At 72.9% G+C, this 21,304-nt stretch carries 17 protein-coding genes; 7 read left to right on the top strand and 10 right to left on the bottom strand.

Annotation, left to right across the window (positions count from 1 at the left end; genetic code table 11):
• The first annotated feature begins 351 nt into the window (after positions 1-351).
• From ACWCQM_RS02315 to ACWCQM_RS02295, 5 genes are read left to right on the top strand one after another with little or no spacing between them, the layout of a single operon-like run.
• Entirely contained in the window at positions 352-3,333 is a 2,982-nt protein-coding gene (locus ACWCQM_RS02315; RefSeq protein WP_450913488.1) for a nitrate- and nitrite sensing domain-containing protein, read from the top strand.
• A complete protein-coding gene (locus tag ACWCQM_RS02310; RefSeq protein ID WP_450913487.1) occupies positions 3,330-3,809 on the top strand; it encodes a roadblock/LC7 domain-containing protein in 480 nt (159 codons plus the stop codon). The genes ACWCQM_RS02315 and ACWCQM_RS02310 overlap by 4 nt, the downstream gene beginning before the upstream one ends.
• Positions 3,806-4,219, top strand: a complete 414-nt coding sequence (locus ACWCQM_RS02305) for a DUF742 domain-containing protein (RefSeq protein ID WP_073745173.1) — start codon at positions 3,806-3,808, stop codon at positions 4,217-4,219. The genes ACWCQM_RS02310 and ACWCQM_RS02305 overlap by 4 nt, the downstream gene beginning before the upstream one ends.
• Complete coding sequence (locus tag ACWCQM_RS02300; protein ID WP_450913486.1) at positions 4,200-4,850, top strand: GTP-binding protein; 651 nt, start codon at positions 4,200-4,202, stop codon at positions 4,848-4,850. Before ACWCQM_RS02305 ends, ACWCQM_RS02300 begins: the two co-directional genes overlap by 20 nt.
• A gap of 35 nt (positions 4,851-4,885) precedes the next feature.
• Positions 4,886-6,124: a styrene monooxygenase/indole monooxygenase family protein gene (locus tag ACWCQM_RS02295; RefSeq protein WP_073745177.1), complete on the top strand. Its 1,239-nt coding sequence runs from the start codon at positions 4,886-4,888 to the stop codon at positions 6,122-6,124.
• 68 nt (positions 6,125-6,192) lie between these two features.
• On the opposite strand, the gene ACWCQM_RS02290 is transcribed toward ACWCQM_RS02295, so the two are convergent.
• The 5 genes from ACWCQM_RS02290 to ACWCQM_RS02270 all read right to left on the bottom strand — a co-directional run bounded on the left by ACWCQM_RS02290 (position 6,193) and on the right by ACWCQM_RS02270 (position 12,287).
• Positions 6,193-7,347 carry an NlpC/P60 family protein gene (locus tag ACWCQM_RS02290; RefSeq protein WP_450913485.1) on the bottom strand — a complete coding sequence of 385 codons (1,155 nt, stop codon included), beginning with the start codon at positions 7,345-7,347 and terminating at the stop codon, positions 6,193-6,195.
• Between the two features lie 187 nt (positions 7,348-7,534).
• Complete coding sequence (locus tag ACWCQM_RS02285) at positions 7,535-10,183, bottom strand: outer membrane protein assembly factor BamB family protein (RefSeq protein WP_450913484.1); 2,649 nt, start codon at positions 10,181-10,183, stop codon at positions 7,535-7,537.
• A gap of 71 nt (positions 10,184-10,254) precedes the next feature.
• On the bottom strand, positions 10,255-10,530 hold the full coding sequence (locus ACWCQM_RS02280) for a hypothetical protein (RefSeq protein WP_073745183.1): 276 nt from the start codon (positions 10,528-10,530) through the stop codon (positions 10,255-10,257).
• A gap of 24 nt (positions 10,531-10,554) precedes the next feature.
• Entirely contained in the window at positions 10,555-11,316 is a 762-nt protein-coding gene (locus ACWCQM_RS02275) for a TetR/AcrR family transcriptional regulator (RefSeq protein WP_450913483.1), read from the bottom strand.
• A gap of 35 nt (positions 11,317-11,351) precedes the next feature.
• Positions 11,352-12,287 carry an AurF N-oxygenase family protein gene (locus ACWCQM_RS02270; RefSeq protein ID WP_450913482.1) on the bottom strand — a complete coding sequence of 312 codons (936 nt, stop codon included), beginning with the start codon at positions 12,285-12,287 and terminating at the stop codon, positions 11,352-11,354.
• Positions 12,288-12,476: 189 nt separating this feature from the next.
• On the opposite strand from ACWCQM_RS02270, the gene ACWCQM_RS02265 reads away from it, so the two are divergent.
• Together ACWCQM_RS02265 and ACWCQM_RS02260 are read left to right on the top strand one after the other, a co-directional pair.
• Positions 12,477-13,589, top strand: a complete 1,113-nt coding sequence (locus ACWCQM_RS02265; RefSeq protein ID WP_450913481.1) for a ferritin-like domain-containing protein — start codon at positions 12,477-12,479, stop codon at positions 13,587-13,589.
• A 63-nt stretch (positions 13,590-13,652) separates the two neighbouring features.
• Complete coding sequence (locus ACWCQM_RS02260) at positions 13,653-14,543, top strand: ADP-ribosylglycohydrolase family protein (RefSeq protein WP_450913480.1); 891 nt, start codon at positions 13,653-13,655, stop codon at positions 14,541-14,543.
• Positions 14,544-14,568: 25 nt separating this feature from the next.
• Here ACWCQM_RS02260 and ACWCQM_RS02255 read toward each other — a convergent pair whose 3' ends face one another.
• The 5 genes from ACWCQM_RS02255 to ACWCQM_RS02235 form a co-directional block, all read right to left on the bottom strand.
• Positions 14,569-15,642 (bottom strand): amidase family protein, encoded by a 1,074-nt coding sequence (locus tag ACWCQM_RS02255; protein WP_450913479.1) that lies wholly within the window; start codon positions 15,640-15,642, stop codon positions 14,569-14,571.
• Between the two features lie 151 nt (positions 15,643-15,793).
• Positions 15,794-17,251, bottom strand: coding sequence for a peptidoglycan D,D-transpeptidase FtsI family protein (locus ACWCQM_RS02250; RefSeq protein WP_450913478.1), 1,458 nt, complete (start codon positions 17,249-17,251; stop codon positions 15,794-15,796).
• Complete coding sequence (locus tag ACWCQM_RS02245) at positions 17,248-18,636, bottom strand: FtsW/RodA/SpoVE family cell cycle protein (RefSeq protein WP_450913477.1); 1,389 nt, start codon at positions 18,634-18,636, stop codon at positions 17,248-17,250. The genes ACWCQM_RS02250 and ACWCQM_RS02245 overlap by 4 nt, the downstream gene beginning before the upstream one ends.
• Positions 18,637-18,719: 83 nt before the next feature.
• The gene (locus tag ACWCQM_RS02240; RefSeq protein WP_450913476.1) at positions 18,720-19,037 is read right to left on the bottom strand and encodes a zinc-ribbon domain-containing protein; all 318 of its coding nucleotides are present in this window, start codon (positions 19,035-19,037) and stop codon (positions 18,720-18,722) included.
• Entirely contained in the window at positions 19,034-21,160 is a 2,127-nt protein-coding gene (locus ACWCQM_RS02235; RefSeq protein ID WP_450913475.1) for a HEAT repeat domain-containing protein, read from the bottom strand. The genes ACWCQM_RS02240 and ACWCQM_RS02235 overlap by 4 nt, the downstream gene beginning before the upstream one ends.
• Between the last annotated feature and the right edge of the window lie 144 nt (positions 21,161-21,304).

Here is a 21,304-nt window from a genome sequence, read left to right as displayed (position 1 = left end):
CCTTCACGGGGCCTGCACGATCCCGCTGTTGGACCGTACCAGCAGGTCAGAGTGGCGCGGCCGGCGGAACGCGGGGCTCCGCGCATATGCGGGCGGGCATACTGCCAAAGGCTGGCCGGAAGTTCCACCCGGCCGTCCATGCATGGCCGTCGGCGCCCGTGGGGAGACTTGTTCGCCAACTCCGGAGTGATGTTCACTCCTTCGAGTGGCGGAGCGGTTGATGCACGGCCCCCTCTCAAAAGCGCTGGAATGGTCGGAAGCCGTACGGCGCCCATCAGGGTGGGGTGTCCATTTAAGTGACCGTGCGTCACCTCTGCTTCAAGGGCGGACGAGTCAAGATTGCGAGCACCGGTGCAGAAGAAGCGGCCTCGGAGCAAGGACAGCACGCGCGAGGAGTCCGGGGCGACGCCCCAGGCAGCGGGTGCCTCCAAGCGGACCGTGAGGGTACGCAGCCGGCTCGTCGCCGGCGTCGCCGTCGTAGGGATCACCGTCATAGCCGCAGGCGCCCCCGCGGCCCTCGGCGCCTCATCCGATCTCAACGAGTCACAGAGCCTGGTGACGCTCGCCGAGCTGAACCAGCAGGCGATCACGCTCGCGCACTCCCTCGCGGACGAGCGCGACGAGGTGATCGCGCGGATCGCGGCCGGCCGCGGGACCGATGACACCGCCGAAGGCTCCACGAACCCCGCGGCCCGCGTCGACCAGCAGGTGGGCGAGATCCGGGAGGCCGCCCCCGCGGCGCTGCGCCGGGACCTCTCCACCATCCCCTCGATCCGCCGCACCGCGCTCACCGGCAAGGGCTCGGCGATGGACGCCTACCAGGCGTACTCCGAGGTCATCGCGAAGCTCCACGGCATCGCCGACGAGCTCGCCGGGAAGACCCCGCCCCGGGCCGCGGACGCCACCCGCGCCCCGCTCGCCCTCGGCGGGGCGGTGGAGCAGGCCGCGGCCACCCGGGGGCTGCTGCTGGCCGCGCTCGCCGTGCCCGGCACGGAGCCGCAGGAACCGCAGATCGACCCGTTCACCGGCCTGCCCGTCCAGAGCCAGGACGAGGGCAGCGACGAGGACGACCGCAACCGCGACGAACTGAGCGCCGCCGCCCAGCAGGCCCGGGTGCGCGAACTCGCCTCCCTCGCCGAGTTCGACCAGGCGGCCGGGACGTCCGCCCGGGACAAGCTGAGCTCCACGGTCACCGGCTCCGAGGTGACCCAGGCGGAGAAGTACCTCACCCGGCTCACCGACCGCCCCGAGCTGTCCGACTCGGACCGCGCCACCGACCCCGAGAAGCTCGAAGCCGCCCTCTCCGCCCGGATCGACCGCATGCGCGGTGTCGAGTCCGCGCTGGGCACCGCGCAGGTCCAGCGCCTCGAAGGGCTGCGCGACGACGACGTCACCGCGCTGGAGCTCCGCCTCGCCCTGCTCGGTGGCTGCCTGCTGATCGCCATCGGCGTCTCCACCGCGGTCGCCCGCACCCTCACCCAGCCGCTCGCCGTCCTGCGGATCGGCGCGGGGCGCATCGCCGCCGACCCCGAGACCGCCGAACCGGTCCGCTACACCGGACGCAACGACGAGTTCGCCCAGGTCGTACGGTCCATCAACGCCCTGCACGGCAAGCTGCACGGGCTGCACCACGGCGTCACCGGTCAGCTGGAGAGCCTCCAGACCGAGCGCGGCGAACTCATCGCGGGCCGGGAGGCCCTCACGCTCCAGCGGGCCGAACTCCAGGTCCGGGTCGCGGAACTCAGCGGTCAGCTGGAACGGCTGAGGAACACGGTCCACCACACCTTCGTCAACCTCTCGCTGCGCACCCTGGGCCTCGTCGAGCGCCAGCTCGGAGTCATCGAGGGACTGGAGGAGCGCGAGCAGGACCCGGAGCGCCTCGCCACGCTCTTCAAGCTCGACCACATGGCCACCGTCATGCGGCGGCACAGCGAGAACATGCTGGTGCTCGCGGGCACCGAGCACGGCCAGGGGCACTCGAACCCGATCCCCCTCGTCGACGTGCTGCGCGCCGCCGTCAGCGAGATCGAGCGGTACGAGCGGGTCACCATCCAGTCCCTGCCGCCGCACGCCCAGGTCGCGGGCTTCGCCGCCGACGACCTGAGCCACCTGGTCGCCGAACTCCTGGAGAACGCCACGTCCTTCTCCCCGCCCGACTCCCATGTCGAGCTCTCCGGCTGGCTGCTGGAGACCGGGGAGGTGATGCTCTCCGTGCAGGACGAGGGCATCGGCATGTCGGCGGTCCGGATGAGCGAGCTCAATGCCAGGCTGGCCGACCCGGCGTCCTTCGAGGCGGGCGAACAGACCGCGGACGGGGCCGGGCTGGGTCTTCAGGTGACCTCGCTGCTGGCCGCCCGCCACGGTGTACGGGTCCAGCTGCGCGAGCAGAAGGGGAGCGGGGTGACAGCGGTCGTCGTCCTTCCGCAGGCACTCCTGCCCAAGGCGCCGCCCACGGCGTCCCCGCCGCCCGTGCAGATGCCCGGGGACGCGCCCACGCTGAACCTCCCGGGCTCGGTCGCCGAGGCCAACTCCAACGCGCTGCCCGCTCGTTCGTCCGGGTCCGGTGGCGATCCGCTGATCGCCGCGGCCGAGAAGACCCTGCGCGAGGCGGGAGGGGCCGGGACCGAGACCGCCCCCGCGTCCGGCCCCGTCCCGGAAGCGCCGGAAGCGGCCCAGGCCCAGGCCCAGGCTCCGGCCCCGGCCGCCGGGTCCACGGTTCCCGTGGAGTCCGAGGCCGAGACCACGATGCAGGTCCGGCTGCCCCTCCAGCAGACCGCCGAGCCGAGCGGCCCGCCCGAGGCACGGAGCCCGCAGGCACCGGCCCCGGACGCCCAGGCCCCCGAGGCACGGAGCACGTACCCCCAGGGACCGGACGCGCCGAGCCCGTACGCGCAGAGCCCTGACCAGCCGAGCCCGTACGCCATCGGCCCCGACCGCCATGAGCGGGCCGCCGACGCCGGCGCCGTGACGGCACCCGCCGCCCCCGAGGCCGACGCCCTGCCGGGCCCCCGGCAGCCGCTGACCGGCCTGGGCGAGGAAGTGCCCGACCCGGCGCCCTCGCCGGCGCGCCTCACCGACAAGGGGCTGCCCAAGCGCACCCCGAAGATCACGGCGCCGCCCTCGGCACCGGCCACCGAGCGCAAGGGAACGCTGGACAAGGAAGCCCTGCGCCGCAGGCTCGGAGGCTTCCACCAGGGCGCCAAGGACGGGCGGCGCGACGTCGAGGCGGAGATCGCCGAGAGCGCCCCACAGACCGACCAAACCGAGCTGACCGACCGTAACGACGGTCGAATCGATGAGACGGGGGACACAGTCGAGGAGGCACGCAGTTGACTGCGCCCAGCACATTCGGGCTGAGCACCGAGGCCCGGAACCTTCACTGGTTGCTGAGCAATCTCGTGGAGGAGGTGCCAGGGGTCCACTCGGTCACCGTCGTCTCGTCCGACGGACTGATGCTGCTCTCCTCGGACCCCGGTCTCGCCTCGGCCAAGGCAGCGGGAGGCGCGGGAGGCCCGAGGGGCTCCAGTGCCGACCTCGCCACCATCGTCTCCGGCATCGGGTCCCTCACGATCGGTGCCGCCAAGCTGATGGACGGCGGCGGCGTCAAGCAGACGATGGTCGCGATGGACGAGGGCAGCGTCTTCGTCATGTCGATCAGCGACGGTTCCCTGCTCGGTGTGCACGCCACCCCCGACTGCGACATGAGCGTCGTCGCCTATCACATGGCGCTCTTCGTCGGTCGTGCAGGACACGTACTCACCCCCGAACTCCGCAGTGAGCTGCGCAAATCGATGGAGAGCACCCAGTGACGTCAGCTGCTGAACCCGTACGAAAACTCCCCGTCAGGGGCGCAGACCGCAAGGCCGCACGGGTCCGCCCCTACTCCCTCACCGGCGGTCGCACCCGCTTCGGGCACGTCCTGCTCGTGGAGACGTTCGTTGCCGCGCTGGAGGCTCCTGAGGAGCGCCGCGAGCTGACGAACGGCAACCTCGCCTCGCGCGTCATGCCGGAACTCCGCGCCATCGTCGAACTCTGCCGCCGTATGCGTACGGTGGCCGAGATCTCGGCCCTGCTCAAGATGCCGCTCGGTGTCGTCCGGGTGCTGCTCAGCGACCTGGCCGACCAGGGAAAGATCCGCGTGTACGGAACCGGTCATGGAACCGGCCAGCCCGACCGCGCGCTGCTCGAAAGGGTGCTCAATGGACTCCGCCGTCTCTGAGGCGCCGCTCTTCACTCCGCGCCGGCGGGACGCGCAGGAAGCGCCCGCCGAGCCGGTCCAGGCCTGGCAGCTCGACCACACCCGTGCGCCGATCGCGACGAAGATCGTGGTCGCGGGCGGATTCGGCGTGGGCAAGACGACATTCGTCGGCTCGGTCTCCGAGATAACCCCGCTGCAGACCGAAGCGCTGATGACGCAGGCCAGTGAGGAGACCGACGACCTCACGGCCACTCCCGACAAGGTCACGACGACCGTCGCGATGGACTTCGGCCGTCTCACGCTCGACGACGACCTCGTCCTGTACGTCTTCGGCACCCCCGGTCAGCAGCGCTTCTGGTTCATGTGGGACGACCTGGTGCGCGGCGCGATCGGCGCCGTCGTCCTGGCCGACACCCGGCGGCTCGCCGACTGCTTCGCCGCGCTCGACTACTTCGAGAGCTGCGGCCTGCCGTACATCGTGGCCGTCAACCACTTCGAGGGATCGCCCGGTTTCGAGGAGGGCGACGTCAGGGAGGCCCTGACGATACCGCCGCAGGTGCCTGTTGTGATCATGGATGCGCGTAAGAGGATCACGGTCGTCGAGTCGCTGCTCGCCCTGGTGGGCCACGCGCTCGACGTCGCGCCCGAGTAGACAGACGCACCCAGTACACGTAACGGAGAACCGCGATGCGGAAGATACTCATAGTCGGAGCCGGCCAGTCCGGGCTCCAGCTGGCCCTCGGACTCCAGTCCCGGGGATATGAAGTCACCCTGATGTCCAACCGCACGGCGGACGAGATCCGGTCCGGCCGGGTCATGTCGACGCAGTGCATGTTCCACACGGCTCTCCAGCACGAGCGCGACCTCCAGCTCAACTTCTGGGAGTCGCAGGCCCCGCAGATCGAGGGCGTCGGCGTCTCGGTCGCCGGACCGGACTCCTCGCGCGTCATCGACTGGGTCGGCAAGCTGGACGGTTACGCGCAGTCCGTCGACCAGCGCGTGAAGATGGCCGGCTGGATGGAGACCTTCGCCCAGCGCGGCGGGCAGCTCGTCATCCACGGTGCCGCCGTCTCCGACCTGGACTACTTCTCGCGTACGTACGACCTGGTGATGGTCTCGGCCGGTAAGGGCGAGCTCGTCTCCATGTTCGGCCGGGACGCCTCGCGTTCGCCGTTCGACGCCCCGCAGCGTGCGCTGGCCGTCGCCTATGTGCACGGTCTGGGCCCCCGCCCGGAGCACCCGGAGTTCGACGCGGTGCGCTGCAACCTGGTCCCGGGCGTCGGCGAACTCTTCATCATGCCGACGCTGACGACCTCGGGCCGTGCCGACATCCTCTTCTGGGAGGGCATCCCCGGCGGTCCGCTGGACGCCTTCCAGGGCATCAAGGACCCCTCGGAGCACCTGGCCAAGACGCTGGAGCTCATGGAGCAGTTCACGCCGTGGGAGTACGCGCGCGCCACCAAGGTCGAGCTGACCGACGCCAACGCCACGCTGGCGGGCCGTTACGCCCCGACCGTCCGCAAGCCCGTCGGCAGGCTGCCCGGTGGGGGCCTGGTGCTCGGCGTCGGCGACGTGGTCGTGGCCAACGACCCGATCACCGGCCAGGGTTCCAACACGGCCTCCAAGTGCGCGCACTCCTACCTGCACTCGATCCTCGAACACGGCGACCGTCCGTTCGACGAGGAGTGGATGGAGGCCACGTTCGAGCGGCACTGGGAGAACACCCAGCACGTCGTGAAGTGGACGAACGCGATGCTCGGCCCGCCGCCGGAGCACGTCCTGAACCTCATCGGCGCCTCCGGGCAGCTCCAGCCCGCCGCCGACCGGTTCGCCAACGGGTTCAACAACCCCGCGGACTTCGACAACTTCTTCTTCGAGCCCGAGAAGACGAACGCGTACCTCGCCTCGCTCACCGGCGCCGCCTAGGACCACGGCCCGCAGGGCCACGTGGTGATCCGTGGGCCGTCCTCGGACGGCCCACGGACGGCCGGCCCTCACGCCTCCGGCGCGTCGTAGCCGTCGTCCGTCCCGGTGCGGGCGTCCTCGGGAAGCTCCGGCAGCGTGTACGCGCCCAGGGGTTCGGCCCCCGGGTCCGGGCGGACCGCGCCCAGCAGCGGGTTCGAGGCGAGGGGGGAGACCTTCACCTTCGCTCCGGGCCGCGGCGCCTGCACGACGAGACCGTTGCCGATGTACAGCGCCACATGGGTCGCCTTCGGGAAGTAGACCACCAGGTCCCCGGGGCGCAGCGACCCGACCGGGACCCTCGGCAGCTCCCGCCACTGTTCCTGCGAGGTCCGCGGGATCGTCAGCCCCGCGTCGGCCCAGGCCTGCGAGGTGAGCCCGGAGCAGTCGAAGGAGTCCGGCCCCTCGGCCCCCCAGACGTACGGCTTGCCGATCTGCTCGATCGCGTACGCGACGGCCTCCCCGCCCTCCTTCGACGGCGGCCGTACGGAGCTGAGCGCCCCCGAGGCCGTCAGCGCGTCCTGGGCTTCGCCGATGGTCTTCTCCTCCAGCGCGGCCAGCGCGGCGATCTGTTCGTCCGACAGCGAGGCCAGCATCGCCTCGATGCCCTTCAGCCGGGTCCGCACGGTGTCCCGCTGCTCCTTCTGCCGCGCGGCCAGCACCCGTTGCCTCTCCCGTACGGCCCGGGACCTGGCCGCCAGTGTCTCGGCGTGCCTCTCCGCGCCGGTGAGCCGCTCGACCACGGCGGCCCGGCCCGCCAGGGCGCGCTCGATGACATGGCTCTGCTCCAGGGCGCGCGACGGGTCGTCGGCGAGCAGCAGCCGCAGATAGACGGAGAAGTCGGTGCTGCCCTGGTACTGGTCGCGTGCCAGCCGGCCCGCGTCCCTGCGGCCGGCCTCCAGGGCGGCGCGGGCCCTGGTGAGCTCGGTGCTGAGCTTCGCGGCCTCGGCGGTCCGCTTCTTCAGCTCCTCCTCGGTGCCGTTGTAGAGCTCGCCGGCCTCCTCGGCCTGCTGGTAGAGCGTCTGCAACTGCTTCAGCAGCCCGGCGACGCTTCCCGGCGCGGTCCCCGACTCCGTCCCGGCGGCCGGTGCGGGCTCCGGACCCGCGGGTTCGGCGACGGCGGGGCTCGCGGCGACGACCGCGGCCAGTGCCGCCGTGCAGAGGGTTCGCGCGAGTCGGCCTGACACGACATCACCTCCGGTGACGAAGGCGATGCCGAATTAATCGGAATAGCCTACAAATGGACGGATTTCATCCATCCGGTCACCCGGTGCCGTGTGATGCAAGGACCGTCCGGCGTGCCGCCCGGGGTACGCCCCTAACGGCCGACGCCCGGACGGCCCGACGCCGGCCGGGACCCCGCACCCCGGAGGCTCATTCCACGGGGAGCGCGTAGAAGGCCCTCTCCCGCTGGACGACCGCCGTACTCTTCGAGGCCAGCACCCGGTAGGGGGCGCTCACCGTGGCGCCCTTCGGGTCCTGGGCCCCGATGTCCTGGAACTTCCACAGCCGCCGCCCGTCCTCGGCGGCGAACGCGGTCACCTGTGTCGTGTCCGCCGCGAGCAGCGTCTTCCCGCCCCCGCCGAGGGTGAGCGCGGGCGCCCCGCCTCCGAGCGGCACCTCGGTGGACCGCCGCCAGAGCAGCCGTCCCGTGGCCCGCTCGACCGTGCCGACCTCCTGGTTGCGGTTCGTGATGTGCAGCAGCGTCCCGGCGGGCACCGGCGTCCCGAAGACGGACGACGCGGTGCCGTTGAGCGTCCAGACCGGCTTCCCCGTGCCCGTTTCGAAGGCCTGCAGATCGTCGCCGACCCCGGCGTAGAGCCGGCCGCCCGCGTCACCGGCGGCCCCCGCGCCCGGTGCGACCATGCCGAACTGCCGGTTCCACAGCAGCTTTCCCGTGGTGCGGTCGAAGCAGCGGAAGAACGCCTTGCCCTTGGCCGCCGCGACATCGGCGGGGGTGAGCGTGACCGCGTCCTGGCGCACGACGAGGTCGGCGTCCCGTACGGCGATGAGCCGGTAGGCCGGGGTGCCGGGCGCCCGGCCCGCCGGGACGGCGATGCGCCAGAGCTCCTCGCGCCGCGCGATGTCGTACGCGAAGAAGTAGGCCTTGGCGACCTGGGTGTCCTTGCCGGGCTTCTGGCCCTTCTTCGGCTTCGGCGCCTTCACCGTGACGGTGTGGGAGCCGGTGAACCAGAGGACGGAGCCCGACAGTCCGGTGAACGGCGCCACCTTCATGCCCGGTACGCCGGTGAACTGGTCGGCGTAGCGCACCCGGTGCCTGATCCGCCCGTCCTCGGGCGACAGCCAGAGGAACTCGGACGGGGTCGCCAGGAAGCAGAGTCCGTCGCTCGTCGCCAGGACGGTCTGGGCGCCCGCCGCTTCGGCGCGCTCCCAGCGCTTGCGGCCGGTCTTCAGGTCCACTGCGGTCGCGCCGTCCGTGTCCGTCAGCACCAGCAGTTCGTCCCGCCACAGGCCCGCGGTGAGCGGGGCGGGCCCGGAGGCCGGGTGGGTGTAGATCCACCGGGGGTCCGGCGCCCGCCCAGGAGCGGTGAGGCGGGGCTCGGCCTCGGGCTTGTCGTCACCGGCGGCAGCGGGCTCGTCGGACCCGACGGCGGCCACGGCGGCCCCGCCCAGGAGCAGCCCGGCCGCCCCGGCGGCGACGGTGGTCAGCAGCGCCCGCCTGCTGGTGGCGGGGGCGGGCTCGGGCGCGGTGGCCGGGGCGGCGCCCGGCAGGGGCTGCGGCAGTGGGGCCGGCGCACTCCCCGGCGTGGCGGTGGCGGGGTAGGCGTAGCCGTACGGCGCGGAGGGTGCCGGGGGCAGGGCGGGGGCCGGTGCCTGTGGGGGTGCGGCGCCGGGGAGTTCGCGGGGGAGCGCGAGCTGGGCGGTCGCCCGGTCGGACTGCGGGGGGCGCGCCCCGGTTCCGAGGAAGCGGGTCGTGCGGCTGTCCTCGCCGATGTCGCCGGTGCTCTCCCCGGGGGACTTGCCGGCCTCGGGGGAGCCGGCGCCCGCGAGTGCCGCACTGTCCTCGGGAACCCCGCCGCCCGCGACGGCCGTACCGTCCCCGGGCGAACCGCCTTCCGCGGGCGCCGCGCCGTCCCCGAGCACCTCGTCCTGGACCGGCGGCTCGCCCCCGGGCTCCAGGGCGTGGGCCCGCGCGGACTGGTCCGCCACGGCCGCCGAGAGCGTGGCGGGGAGCCAGCCGCCCTTGGCGAGGCCCGCCGCGCCCTCCAGTGCCAGCTCCGCCGCGACCGCTCCCGCGCCGGGCCGGTCGGCCGGGTCCTTCGCCAGGCAGCTCGCGATCAGCGCCCGCAACTCATCCGGTACGGAGCCGAGTTCGGCCGAGCCGTGCGCGATCCGTTCCGCCGCCCCGTCCACGGGCCCCTCGGCGAGCGGGGTCGTCCCGGTCGCCGCGTATGCCAGGAGCAGGCCCAGGACGAACAGGTCGGATGCCGGACCCACCTCCTTGCCCGCGACCTGCTCCGGGGTGAGATATCCGAGCCGCACCGAGAGCTGCCCGCCCTCGCGCGCCTCGGCGTGGACCGCCGCGCCCAGCGGCCCGAACGCGGTCAGCCGGGGCCCGTCCTCGGCCAGCAGCACCGTCTCCGGCGCCAGCCCGTGGAGCACCGCTCCAGTGGCGTGCACCCGGGAGAGGGTCTCCGCCAGGCCCGCGCCCAGTATCCGCACGGCACGCTCGGGCAGCGGCCCCGCGAAGCCGATCGCCTCGGCGAGGGTCACCGCGGGCACGTACGCCGCGGCCGTCCACAGCGCGTCGTCCTCGGGTGCGGCGAGCGGCGGCTGCACCCAGCCCCCGGCCAGGCGCTCCGCGATGCCCGCCTCGGACCGGAAGCGGCGCCTGAAGGCGGGCGCGGCGGCGAGGGCGGGCCGCGCCGCGGTCACCACGGCGAGCTCGCCGCCCTCCGTGCCCCGGGCGAGGAAGTGCACCGCGCTCGCGCTCTCGCGCAGGCGTGCCAGCGCGGTGTACGGGCCGAAGCGGCGTGGATCGTCCTGACGCAGCGCCTCCATGGCGCACCCCCCTTGTCACCGTGCCCTCGGCACCTGACCGTCGATCTTACGGGCGGGGGCGCGCCCATCGCTCAGGACTCGCTGCGGGGCTTGGTCCAGGGCCACTTGGGCGTGAAGCGTTCGCGTCCGCCGGGCACGAACTCGTAGAACCAGCCGCGCTGGATGCCGAGCCGCTTCGAATATCCCGCGGGGGTGCGCCGGTAGGCGTACACGGTGGCGGGGCCGCCGTCGGCGTCCGGCACCGGGACCTCGTACCACTTGGGCGGATGGCCCGTCGGCCCGAGCAGGACGGGCAGCACCCGGCCGTCCAGGGGGCCGCCGCGGAAGGACGTGTTCTCACTCTTCACCGGGCCAGTCTGACCCAGGAGAGGTCAGCCGGGCGGCAGCAGGTGCGCCGCCCGGCCCGCCACCGGGATGATCAGCGTCGCGAGCCGTCCGGCGGGGCCGTCGGCGGTCTCCTGGCTCAGCAGGTCCGTCACCACCGCCGCCGTCTCCTCGTCCGAGGCGGCGGTGGCCGCGAGCAGGGCCATCAGATGGTCCACGAGCCAGCCCCGCAGGTCGGCGGCGGCGGGCTGCTTCTGCTCGTCCAGCCAGATCAGGGACGCCGCCTCCACGGCGGCGATCCAGGTCCGCACCATCATCCGCAGCCTGGGCCCCGCGGGGGTCAGCCCCGGCCCGCTGCCCCGGCCGAGATGGAGCAGGATCTGTTCGGCCGCCGACCTGCGCACACCGTCGACGATCGTCGTCGTACGCGAGGTCTCGGCCACGCTGCCACCGCGCAGCAGCGCACTGAACCCGGCGTCGTGCTGGTCGACGAAGCCCAGATAGCGGTCCAGGACCCGGCCCACTCGCTCGGTCGGGGGACCGGCCTCGGGCTCCGAGAAGCAGAGGGTCAGCTGCTCCGCGGCCGACCCGAGCGCCGCTTCGTACAACTGCTGCCTGCCGCCGGGGAAGTAGCGGTAGACCAGCGGCCGGGAGACCCCCGCGGCGGCGGCCACCTCGTCGATCGACACGTCGTCCGGCGCCCGGTGGGCGAAGAGCGTCAGCGCGGCGGCGAGCAGTTGCGCACGGCGTTCCTCGACACCGAGCCGACGGTAGGCGCGGGCCGGAGGTGCTGCGGGTGCGGAGGTCATGCTCCGAAGCCTAAGCGCTGCCTCCACCGGCCCGCCTAGGCCAGCAGTCCCGAACTCCTCCACAGCCTGCGTCCCATCCCGTTGAGCACCCCGATGTCGTCGAAGAAGTCCGTGAGCCGCTTCGCCCCCGTCTGCATGACCTCGGCGCGGTGGCCGCTCGCCTTCACCTGGGCGACGGCCTCGTGGCGGTTCAGCCCGACGTTGTCGTACACCTGCGGGTTGACGAAGCAGACGGAGAAGATGCGCGCGGCCTCCCCGGAGCTCAGCCTCGTCATCCGGCGCTCCCAGGCCGGCGCGGTCACCATCTGGCGGCGCAGTTCCTCGCGTGCGTACCGCACATGCCGTGCCTCCTCGACGACATGGATGCGGGTCACTCCGCGTACGAGCGTCTGGACCCGCTCGTCGGGGAAGGTGAGCCGCTGCATCCAGTCGAGGATCTCCTCGCCCAGCAGCGTCGCGGCGAACGAACCCGGGGTGGTGGAGACGGTCTTCAGCACCCGTGCCAGGTTGTGGTAGCGCGGCGGCACCGGATAGCTGGGGGCGCCGCCCCACTCGATCATGCGGGCGAACATCATCGAGTGCCGGCACTCGTCCGCTATCTCCGTGAGCGCGTACCGCACGTGCTTGCTCGTCACGGACTTGTCGTAGATGTGCCGCACCAGCAGCTGCATCAGGATGATCTCGAACCAGATGCCCAGCGAGGCCAGGGACGCCGCCTCGTGGCGCGACAGCTCCATCCGCTGTTCCTCGGACATCTTCCGCCACAGTGGGGTGCCGTAGAGCGAGACCAGCTCCGGCGGCCAGAACCACTTGCCCTCCTCGACGGGGGAGTCCCAGTCGAGGTCGGTGTCCGGGTCGAAGGAGTGCTTGGCCGAGGCTTCGAGCAGGCGGACCGCGACCTGCTCGCGGTCCTTGAGGGGGCCGAGCGCGTCGCGCAGCACCTGGATGTCCTCGTCGGTCACTGGCGTCATGGCTGGGGCACCTCGCAGAAGGGGTTACCGGCGGTCAACTTTGTGCTCATGGACGATGAGACTGCCTGTCAGCAAGCCAGTCAATCCCCTGTGCGCGACTTGTTGACTGTGCGTCTACCAGCGTGTGAACCTGCCAACTGACGCCAGCACCACGGAATGCACGATCCTCGCCAGGCGAAGGAGCTGCCCGTGTCGACACACGACCTCTACATCACCGCGCCCCCCGCGCCGACATGGCAGGTCCCTGCCACAGGCGCCGCCCGGTTCAACTGGGACTACGACGACGGCCGCGAACGCCTCCTCGCCCTCTACCAGAAGGGCAAGGACAAGCAGTGGGACGGCAACAAGCGCATCGACTGGAGCCTGGAGGTCGACCCCTTCGACCCGCTCGGCACCCCGGACGAGGCCCTGCCGCTCCACGGAACCCCGCACTGGGCGAAGATGACCGAGCGGGACCGGGGCGAACTGCGCAAGCACTACACCTCCTGGCAGTTCAGCCAGTTTCTCCACGGTGAGCAGGGCGCGATGGTCTGCGCCGCGCGGATCGTGGAGTCGGTCCCCGACCTGGACGCGAAGTTCTACTCCGCGACCCAGACCATGGACGAGGCGCGGCACGCGGAGATCTACGGCCGCTTCCTGCACGAGAAGGTCGGGATGCTCTACCCGGTCAACGACAACCTCCAGGGCCTGCTGGGCGACACCCTGCGCGACTCCCGCTGGGACATGCCCTACCTCGGCATGCAGGTCCTCATCGAGGGACTCGCGCTCGCGGCCTTCGGCATGATCCGCGACACGACGACCAAGCCGCTGCCCAAGCAGATCCTCGCCTACATCATGCAGGACGAGGCCCGGCACGTGGCCTTCGGGCGGATGGCGCTGCGCGACTACTACAAGCAGCTGAGCGACGCGGAACTGCGCGAGCGCGAGGAGTTCGTCATCGAGGGCTGCTACCTGATGCGCGACCGGCTCAGCGGCGTCGAGGTCCTGGAGAACTTCGGCATCGGCAAGCAGGAGGCCAAGGACCTCTCCGAGCACTCCGAGTACCTCCAGCTCTTCCGCAAGCTGCTGTTCAGCCGGATCGTCCCCTGCGTCAAGGACATCGGCCTGTGGGGCGAACGGCTCCAGAAGGCGTACGTCGACATGGGCGTCTTCGAGCTGGGCGACTCCAACCTGGACCTGCTGATGGCCCAGGACGAGGAGATCGCCGAGCAGCTCGACCAGGAGCGCTTCGCGCAGGAGGAGCAGGCCCGCGTGGCGGAGGTCGAGGAGGCGGTGGCCGAGGGCGGTGCCCCGCAGGACTGAGAGCGGCGGCCCGCCCCTGGAAAAGGAGAGGTACATCCCCGGGGGCGCGGACAGGATGGGGGCATGAACTCCATCACCGGTACAGGGGATCGCACGGCGGCGCGGCGCAGTCTCGAAGCGCTCGCGCTCGGAGACGCCTTCGGGGAGCGGTGGTTCCCGCTGTTCCGGCCGCCCCGCCAGGCGTACGCCGAGGTGCGGGCGCGCCGCACCCCGCACGAGCCCGTGTGGAACTGGACCGACGACACCGCCCTGGCGCTCGCCCTGCAGCGGGTCCTCGACGAGTACGGGCAGGTGGAGCAGGACCGGCTCGCCCTGTACTACGCGCTGGCCTACGACGCGGACCAGGCCCGGGGTTACGGGCACGGCATGCACATGCTGCTGCCGGCGCTGCTGTCCTCGCCGGCGGACTGGCGCACCCTGGCGCCCGGGCTGTTCGACGGCGGCAGCCTGGGCAACGGCGCCGCGATGCGGGTCGCGCCGCTCGGGGCCCGTTTCCACGCCGACCTCGGGCACGCCGCCGAGCAGGCCACGCTCTCGGCGGTCGTCACCCACTCCCATCCCGAGGGTGTGGCCGGGGCGGTGGCGGTCGCGGTGGCGGCGGCACTCTCGGTGCGCGGCGAACTGGAGCTCGGGGCGGTCGCCGGGCGCACCCCCGAGGGGGCGGTGCGCGACGGGCTGCTGCGCGCCGTGGAGGTGCCGTTCGCCACGGAGCCCTGGAAGGCCGCCGACCTCCTGGGCAACGGGCAGCGGATCAGGGCCGACGACACGGTGCCGTTCGCGCTGTGGACCGCCGCCCGGCACCCCGGCGACCTGGAGGCCGCCCTCTGGGCGACCGCGGAGGGGTTCGGGGACGTGGACACGACGTGCGCCATCACCGGGGGCGTCGTCGGGGCCGCCACGGGGGTGGAGGGCGTACCGGCGGAGTGGCGCGCGCGGCGCGAACCACTGGACTGAGCCGGGCGGGCGGACGCAGGCCGGTTCAGCCGGCCCCGCGCGGGCGTGGCGCCGGGAGGACGCGTTCCATCGCGCGGGCCATGCCGAGCAGCGCCGCGTCCGTCCCCCGGCGGGTCACCAGCTGGAGGCCGGCCGGGCAGCCGTCCGGTGTGAAGCCGGCGGGCAGGCTCGCCGCCGGATGGCCGCTGAGGTTGAACGCCCAGGTGAGGGCGGTGGAGTAGACGTCACCCGGCCCCTCGTGGCCGTGCGGCGGGGTGGGCGCGACCGGGCTGAGCAGCAGGGGCACCCGGGCGAGGAGGGCGTCCAGCGCACGCCCGTCGGCGCCCTCGCGCCACTCGGCCGAGGCCGTCGTCCGTCCCGCGCGCACCGCCGCCCAGGTCCGCGCCGGGTCCGTCAGTGCGCAGGAGCCGGGCAGCAGGCGCACCACTCCCGAGGCCACCAGCCGGTCCACCGCCTCCCGCGTCACCCGGGCGACGTCCGGGTCGACGGTGGCGAAGCCCAGGTCCGGGCTGTAGACGGCCGGAATCGGGAGCCGCGCGGGCCGTGGCTCGTATCCGTCCAGGACATGGCGGAGGAAGGACTCCGCCCGTGCGGCCGAGCTCGCCAGCACACCGGGGGAGGCGAGGCCCGTGCGGTCGGGGGAGGGCAGCAGTCCCGTCGTCGTCTTCAGGCCGAACACCCCGCACCAGGCCGCCGGGATGCGTACCGACCCCGCGCCGTCGCTGCCCGTCGCCAGCTCCACCATGCCCGCGGCGACCGCCACCGCCGATCCGGCCGACGAGCCGCCCGGGGTCCGGTCGGGCCGCCAGGGGTTGACCGTAGGGCCGTGCGCGCCCTGCCCCCAGGTCTGCCAGGCCGTGCCCGGGCCGGGCACCGAGGTCGCGCCGACCGGGATGCCGCCCGCCGCGATCAGCCGCCCGGCGGCGTACGAGCGGATGCCGGCGCGGCCCTTCACGGCGAACGGCAGCCCCGCGAGCGGCAGCCGGGACGCTCCCTCCGCCCGGCGCCGCGCCTCCTCGTGCCAGACCTCCGTGAACGCGCACAGCTCCGGGTCGAGCTCGTCGATCCGGGCGAGGGACGTTTCCAGAGCCGATGTCATGCGACCCAGTCTCGGCTGCCCCGGAGGAGCCCCGGCGCGAGGCCCCACGAGGCCCGGCGCGAGGCCCCGACGAGGCCCGGCGCGAGGCCCCGACGAGGCCCGGCGCGAGGCCCCCACTAGGCGCCGGGCGGCGCCCCCCCGGGGGCCGGTCTCAGTCCTCCAGCGCCGCCTCCATCACCGCCCTGGCGATCGGGGCCGCGTTGCCGCCCCCGCTGATGTCCGCCCGGTTCGCCGACGCGTCCTCCACGACCACCGCGACGGCGACCGCCGGGCGGCCGGTGTCCGGTGCCTGCGCCCAGGAGATGAACCAGGCGTACGGCGTACCGGAGTTGTCGACCCCGTGCTGGGCGGTGCCCGTCTTGCCGCCGACCGTCACGCCGTCGATCGCCGCGTTCGTGCCGGTGCCGTTCTCCACGACGTCGACCATCATCCGCTGGAGCTGCTGCGCCGTCGCCGGGTTCATCGCCCGGTCGTACGAGTCGGGGCCCGGACTGCGGACCGTGTCGCCGTCGTCGGTGGTCACCCGGTCCACCAGCTGGGGGCGCTTGAGATCGCCGCCGTTCGCCACCGCCGAGGCCACCATCGCCATCTGGAGCGGGGTCGCCGTCGTGTCGAACTGCCCGATCGAGGACTGCGCCAGCTGGTCGTCGCTCATGTCCGAGTCGAAATTGCTGCGGGCCACCCGGGACGGGATCTTCAGGTCGTTGTCGTTGAAGCCGAACCTGCCGACCGCCTCCAGCATCCCGTCCAGCCCCACCTGGACGCCGAGATGGGCCATCACCGTGTTGCAGGAGACCCGGATCGCCTCCGCCAGGGACGCCTTCTCGCACCCCCTCGCCTCGTTGGGCAGCGTCGTCGAGGTGCCCGGCAGGACGTACGGGGACGGGGTGTCCGTGTCCGCGTCCGGGTCGGTGACCACCCCCGCGTCCAGCGCCGCCGCCGCCGTCACGATCTTGAAGGCGGAACCGGGCGGATAGGTCTGCCGGATGGCCCGGTTGAGCATCGGCTGACTCGCCGAACCGTTGAGCCGCGCCCAGGCGTCGGTCACGGCGGAACCGGTGCCGGAGAGGACCTCCGGGTCGTACGAGGGCGAGGAGACCAGCGCCAGGATGCGCCCGGTGGCCGGGTCCAGGGCGGCGACCGCGCCACGCCTGCCGTCCAGGCCCTCGTACGCCGCGCGCTGCACCGAGTCGTCGATGGTGGTGACGACGTTCCCGCCGGGCTGGCGGCTCCGGGTGATGTCGCCCCAGAGGGGCAGGGGGGCCAGGATCGGGTCGGTGCCCGAGAGGATGCCGTCCTCGGCGTTCTCCAGCAGCGTGGTGCCGTACGTCTGCGAGGCGTAACCCGTCACCGGCGCGTACAGCGGGCCGTGCCGGTAGGTGCGTTCGTACGCCAGCTGCTCGCCGGTGTCCTTCGAGCCGGTGACGGACTCGTCGCCGACCATGATGTTGCCGCGCGGCTGGTCGTAACGGTCGATCGTGGTGCGGCGGTTGGCGGAGTTCGAGTTGAGCTCGTCGGCCTCGAAGAGCTGGACGCGGGCGGCGTTCGCCAGCAGGGCGACGAGCAGCAGCAGGCAGAAACCGGCGGCGCGCCGGATGTAGGGGATCACCGCGCCTCCCCGGCGGCCGCCGCCCCGGCTGCCGCCCCGGGGGAGGGACCGGCCGAGGGATCGGGGGTGCGGGACACGTCGCTGACGCGGATGAGCAGGGCCACGATGATCCAGTTGGTGACGACGGACGAACCGCCCTGGGCGAGGAACGGCATCGCCATCCCGGTCAGCGGGATCAGCCCCATCACGCCGCCCGCGATCACGAAGACCTGGAGCGCCAGGATCGAGGCGAGGCCGATGGACAGCAGCCGCCCGAACGGGTCCCGCAGCGCCAGGCCCGCTCGGAAGCCGCGGGCCACGAGCAGGGCGTACAGCAGGAAGATCGCGGTGAGCCCGGCGAGACCCAGCTCCTCGCCCGCGGTGGCCAGGATGAAGTCGGACTTGGCGGCGAAGCCGATCAGGATCGAGTGGCCGAGCCCGAGGCCCGTGCCGAGCATCCCGCCCGCCGCGAAGGCGAAGAGCGACTGGGCGAGCTGGCTGGGCCCCTCGCCCGCGTCGATGGTGGCGTACGGGTCGAGCCAGTCCTCCACCCTGCTGTGCACATGGGGTTCGAACGAGCCGACGGCGAAGGCGCCCGCGGCGGCGAGGAGCAGCCCGACGGCGATCCATCCGGTCCGCCCGGTGGCCACGTACAGCATGATCACGAAGAGGCCGAAGAAGAGGAGCGAGGTGCCGAGGTCGCGTTCGAGGACGAGGACGCCGACGCTGAGCAGCCAGATCGCGACGATCGGCCCCAGCACGCGCCCGGTGGGGAGCTGGAGCTTCCAGATCCTGCGGCCGGTGTAGGCGAGGGCGTTGCGGTTGGCGGCGAGGTACGCGGCGAAGAAGACGGCCAGAAGGATCTTGGCGAACTCGCCGGGCTGGAAGGAGAGGCCGCCGATCCTGATCCAGATCTTCGCCCCGTTCACCGCGGGGAAGAAGATCGGCACGATCATCAGCACGAGCGCGGCGGCGACCGAGAGGTAGGCGTAGCGCTGGAGCACCCGGTGGTCGCGCAGCATGACGACGACGGCGATGAAGAAGGCGACCCCGAGGGTGGACCAGATCAGCTGCGTCGTCGCCGCCTGGTCCCTCGGGGTCTCCAGGTCGAGGCGGTAGATCAGCACCAGGCCCAGCCCGTTGAGCAGCACGGCGATGGGCAGCAGCAGCGGGTCGGCGTAGGGCGCGCGGAAGCGCACCGCGAGATGGGCGAGCAGGGCGAGGAGGCCCAGCCCCGCGCCGTAGCCCGCGACATCGGGAGGAACGGCGTTGTTCCGGGCGAGGCCGACGGCGGCGTAGCCGTAGACGGAGATGAGCACGGCCCCGATCAGGAGCGAGAGCTCCACCCCGCGCCGCTTGGGCAGGCGTAGCGCGGGCGGGCGTGCGTCCGCCGTCGTTGCGGTCATGCCCCGCAACGTAGCAAGAGGCGGGTGTTATTTCCCTTATGTCAGCTTCGTGGCACTCCTCGGCCGGTGATCCCGGGTGAGGGTCAGCGCTGGTAGGGGTTCTGGCCGGGCGGCGCGTAGCCGGGCTGCTGCTGACCGGCGCCGTACGGATTGCCGTCCTGCCCGCCCTGGGCCTGCGCCAGCAGCTGGTCGGCCTCCTCCTTCGCTATCTTCCGCTCCCCGCCGCAGAAGGTGCACTGGGAGACGTACGTCGTGGAGAACGGGAACAGCGGCACGAAGAACAGCGTGAACTTGGTGACCCGCTTGCGCAGGGTGTGCGCGGCGGGATTGCCGCACCAGCCGCACACCATCGTCAGGACCGCGAGCTGGTAGACGTACCCCCGCGTACCGAAAATGATCATGATGTGGTTCCTTTCCCCGTCTCTCCCGGAAGTGCCCGCCGGCAGAGCGCCAGCAGCTTCTCGTCCTCATAAGTGTCGTGACTGCCGTACCCGCCGTCCATCGCGTTGTGACGGCGTACGGAGAGGAGCTCGGCGCGCAGCACCCGCTCCGCCTCCGGGCCCGCACCGGCCGGGCCCATCCGTGCCAGGCACTCCGCGACCCTGACCCTGACGTGACGGTTCTGCTCCCATGCCGCGAGGAGCACCGGCACCACGTCGGCGGTCCGCCCCGAGACCTCCCACAGGGCGCTCGCCGCCTCGACCCGGAGCCACAGCTCCTCATGCTCCAGCAACGCCCGCAGCCGGGGCGCCGCCGCACCCGCGCGCGGGCCCAGCGCGCCCAGCGCGCTCGCCGCCGCCCGGCAGTCGCGCACCTGCTCGGCCCGCAGGCCCTCGGCCAGCACCGGCAGCACCGCGCCGGCGTCCCCGGTGACCGCCCACAGGGCCTCCGCCGCCTCGGTCGCCGCCGCGGTCCCCGGCCGCCGGATCAGCCGCCGGAGCTCCCCGACCGCGCACTCCGCGGCCGGCCCGAACGCACCCAGCGCCCGCAGCGCCGCGGTGCGCAGCCACTCACCCCGGTACTCGGGCGCCCCCCGCAGCACCCGCAGCACCTCGGGAGCGGCCTCGCCCGCGCGCAGCGCCGTCAGCCCGCAGAGCAGCGGACTCGCCCGGTCGTACGCCCCCTCGTCGAGGCCGACCTCACCCAGCCTGCGGCGCAGCACCCCGGCGAGCGGAGCGGCCCCGTCGCCCAGGCACTTGATCGCGAAGCCCACGTCGTGCGGGACCTCGGGCCTCTCCAGGGACGCCGCCAGCGCCGGAAGCACCCGCGCGTCCCCCAGCCTGGCCAGCGCCTTCACCGCCGAGCCCAGCCCGGGAGGCCCGCTCGCCCACGCCTTCACCCACGACCCGGGGTCCGCCGCCACCCGCCCGGCCAGGGCGTCGGCGGCGGGAGCGGCCAGGCCGAACAGCTCCTCCAGGACATGCGAGGCGGCCTCCGCCAGCCGGGGTTCCGGATCGGTGAGCTGCACGCCGATCAGCCGCACCAGCTCCTCGTACGCACCGCGCCAGGCCCGGATCAGCCCGCCGCTCATCCGTACGGCGTCGATGCGCTGCCAGGGATCGGGGCTGCTCAGCTGGTCCGTCAGCAGCGCCGTACGGTCCGCCACGCGGTCGTCCAGGCCGACGTGCAGGGTCCGCAGCAGATCGGCGGCCCACGGGGTGCTGCGTCCGGCGGACTCCTCGGCGGACAGCTCACGCAACTGCCCCACCAGCGTCGGAGCGGTGACCCGGTCCGCCGGGGCCTCGTCGCCGCCGGGCGGCTGGGCGGCGGACGGCTCCGGACGGGCGGGCCCGGAGCGCAGCTCCCGCAGCAGGCCGGACACCACCCGCACGACGTCCCCGGGCAGCGCGTCGGGGGCGCACCGGGCGAGCTGGGCGAGGGCCGCGAGCCGCAGCCCGGGCGGATAGGCCTCGGCGGCCAGCCGGCTCAGCCAGTCCGCCGCCTGCCCCGCCAGCCCGCGGTGGCGCAAAGCGATCCGCCCGGCGGCCTCGACGAGAGCGAGCCGCACCTCGTCGTCCGCCTCGGAGGGCAGCCGCTCCCGCAGCAGCGTGAGCACCCTGGCCGGCCGGGTGTGCAGCGTGGCCAGCGCCAGCGGGGCGGCGAGACGCACCCCCGGGTCCTCGTCCGCGACGAGCTCGAAGAAGACCGGCGAACCCGCGGACACGGCGGCGGCCGCCATCGCGTAGTTCGCCACGCCCTCGATCTCGTCCTCGTCCAGCTCGTCGAGCCCGTCCTCCTCCTCGTCCAGGTCGATGCCCCCGATGCTGGTCAGCAGCTCCACGATGCCGCCCCGGTCGCGTATGCCCGGATCCACGGCGAGCTCGAAGAGGAACGGGATGCAGGCGAGCGTGCACGCGTACACGTTGCCCTGGTGGTGGACCGCGCCGTACATCCCGTCAAGGGCGCTCTCCCGCTCCGCCGGATCGGCGGACGCGAGTCCGTACAGGAGGCCCGGCACGTCGTCGGCCGGACCGTAGGCATGCTTCATCGAGGCCCAGTCGACCTCGTCGATCCCCGTGAACACGCCACGCCCTCCCCGTGTCTTCCCTCTGCGCCCCGGGCCTGGCGGAAAACCATGTCCACGAAGCAGCGTCTGCGCAGAGTGTGCACCACGGCCAGGACAATCCACCCTCCACTTGCGGCCTTTCCTCGGCGTGCCCCGGTGCCT

The organism is Streptomyces sp. NPDC002125, assembly GCF_053593715.1.
Note: the sequence above shows the minus strand (reverse complement) of the source record. Positions and strands in the feature narration are given on the sequence as shown.

Bases quoted from the DNA above. Each gene is read 5' to 3' on its own strand.
- ACWCQM_RS02300 (WP_450913486.1), top strand. From the start codon at position 4,200: ATGGACTCCGCCGTCTCTGAGGCGCCGCTCTTCACTCCGCGCCGGCGG.
- ACWCQM_RS02295 (WP_073745177.1), top strand. From the start codon at position 4,886: ATGCGGAAGATACTCATAGTCGGAGCCGGCCAGTCCGGGCTCCAGCTG.
- ACWCQM_RS02285 (WP_450913484.1), bottom strand. From the start codon at position 10,183: ATGGAGGCGCTGCGTCAGGACGATCCACGCCGCTTCGGCCCGTACACC.
- ACWCQM_RS02275 (WP_450913483.1), bottom strand. From the start codon at position 11,316: ATGACCTCCGCACCCGCAGCACCTCCGGCCCGCGCCTACCGTCGGCTC.
- ACWCQM_RS02270 (WP_450913482.1), bottom strand. From the start codon at position 12,287: ATGACGCCAGTGACCGACGAGGACATCCAGGTGCTGCGCGACGCGCTC.
- ACWCQM_RS02260 (WP_450913480.1), top strand. From the start codon at position 13,653: ATGAACTCCATCACCGGTACAGGGGATCGCACGGCGGCGCGGCGCAGT.
- ACWCQM_RS02255 (WP_450913479.1), bottom strand. From the start codon at position 15,642: ATGACATCGGCTCTGGAAACGTCCCTCGCCCGGATCGACGAGCTCGAC.
- ACWCQM_RS02245 (WP_450913477.1), bottom strand. From the start codon at position 18,636: ATGACCGCAACGACGGCGGACGCACGCCCGCCCGCGCTACGCCTGCCC.
- ACWCQM_RS02240 (WP_450913476.1), bottom strand. From the start codon at position 19,037: ATGATCATTTTCGGTACGCGGGGGTACGTCTACCAGCTCGCGGTCCTG.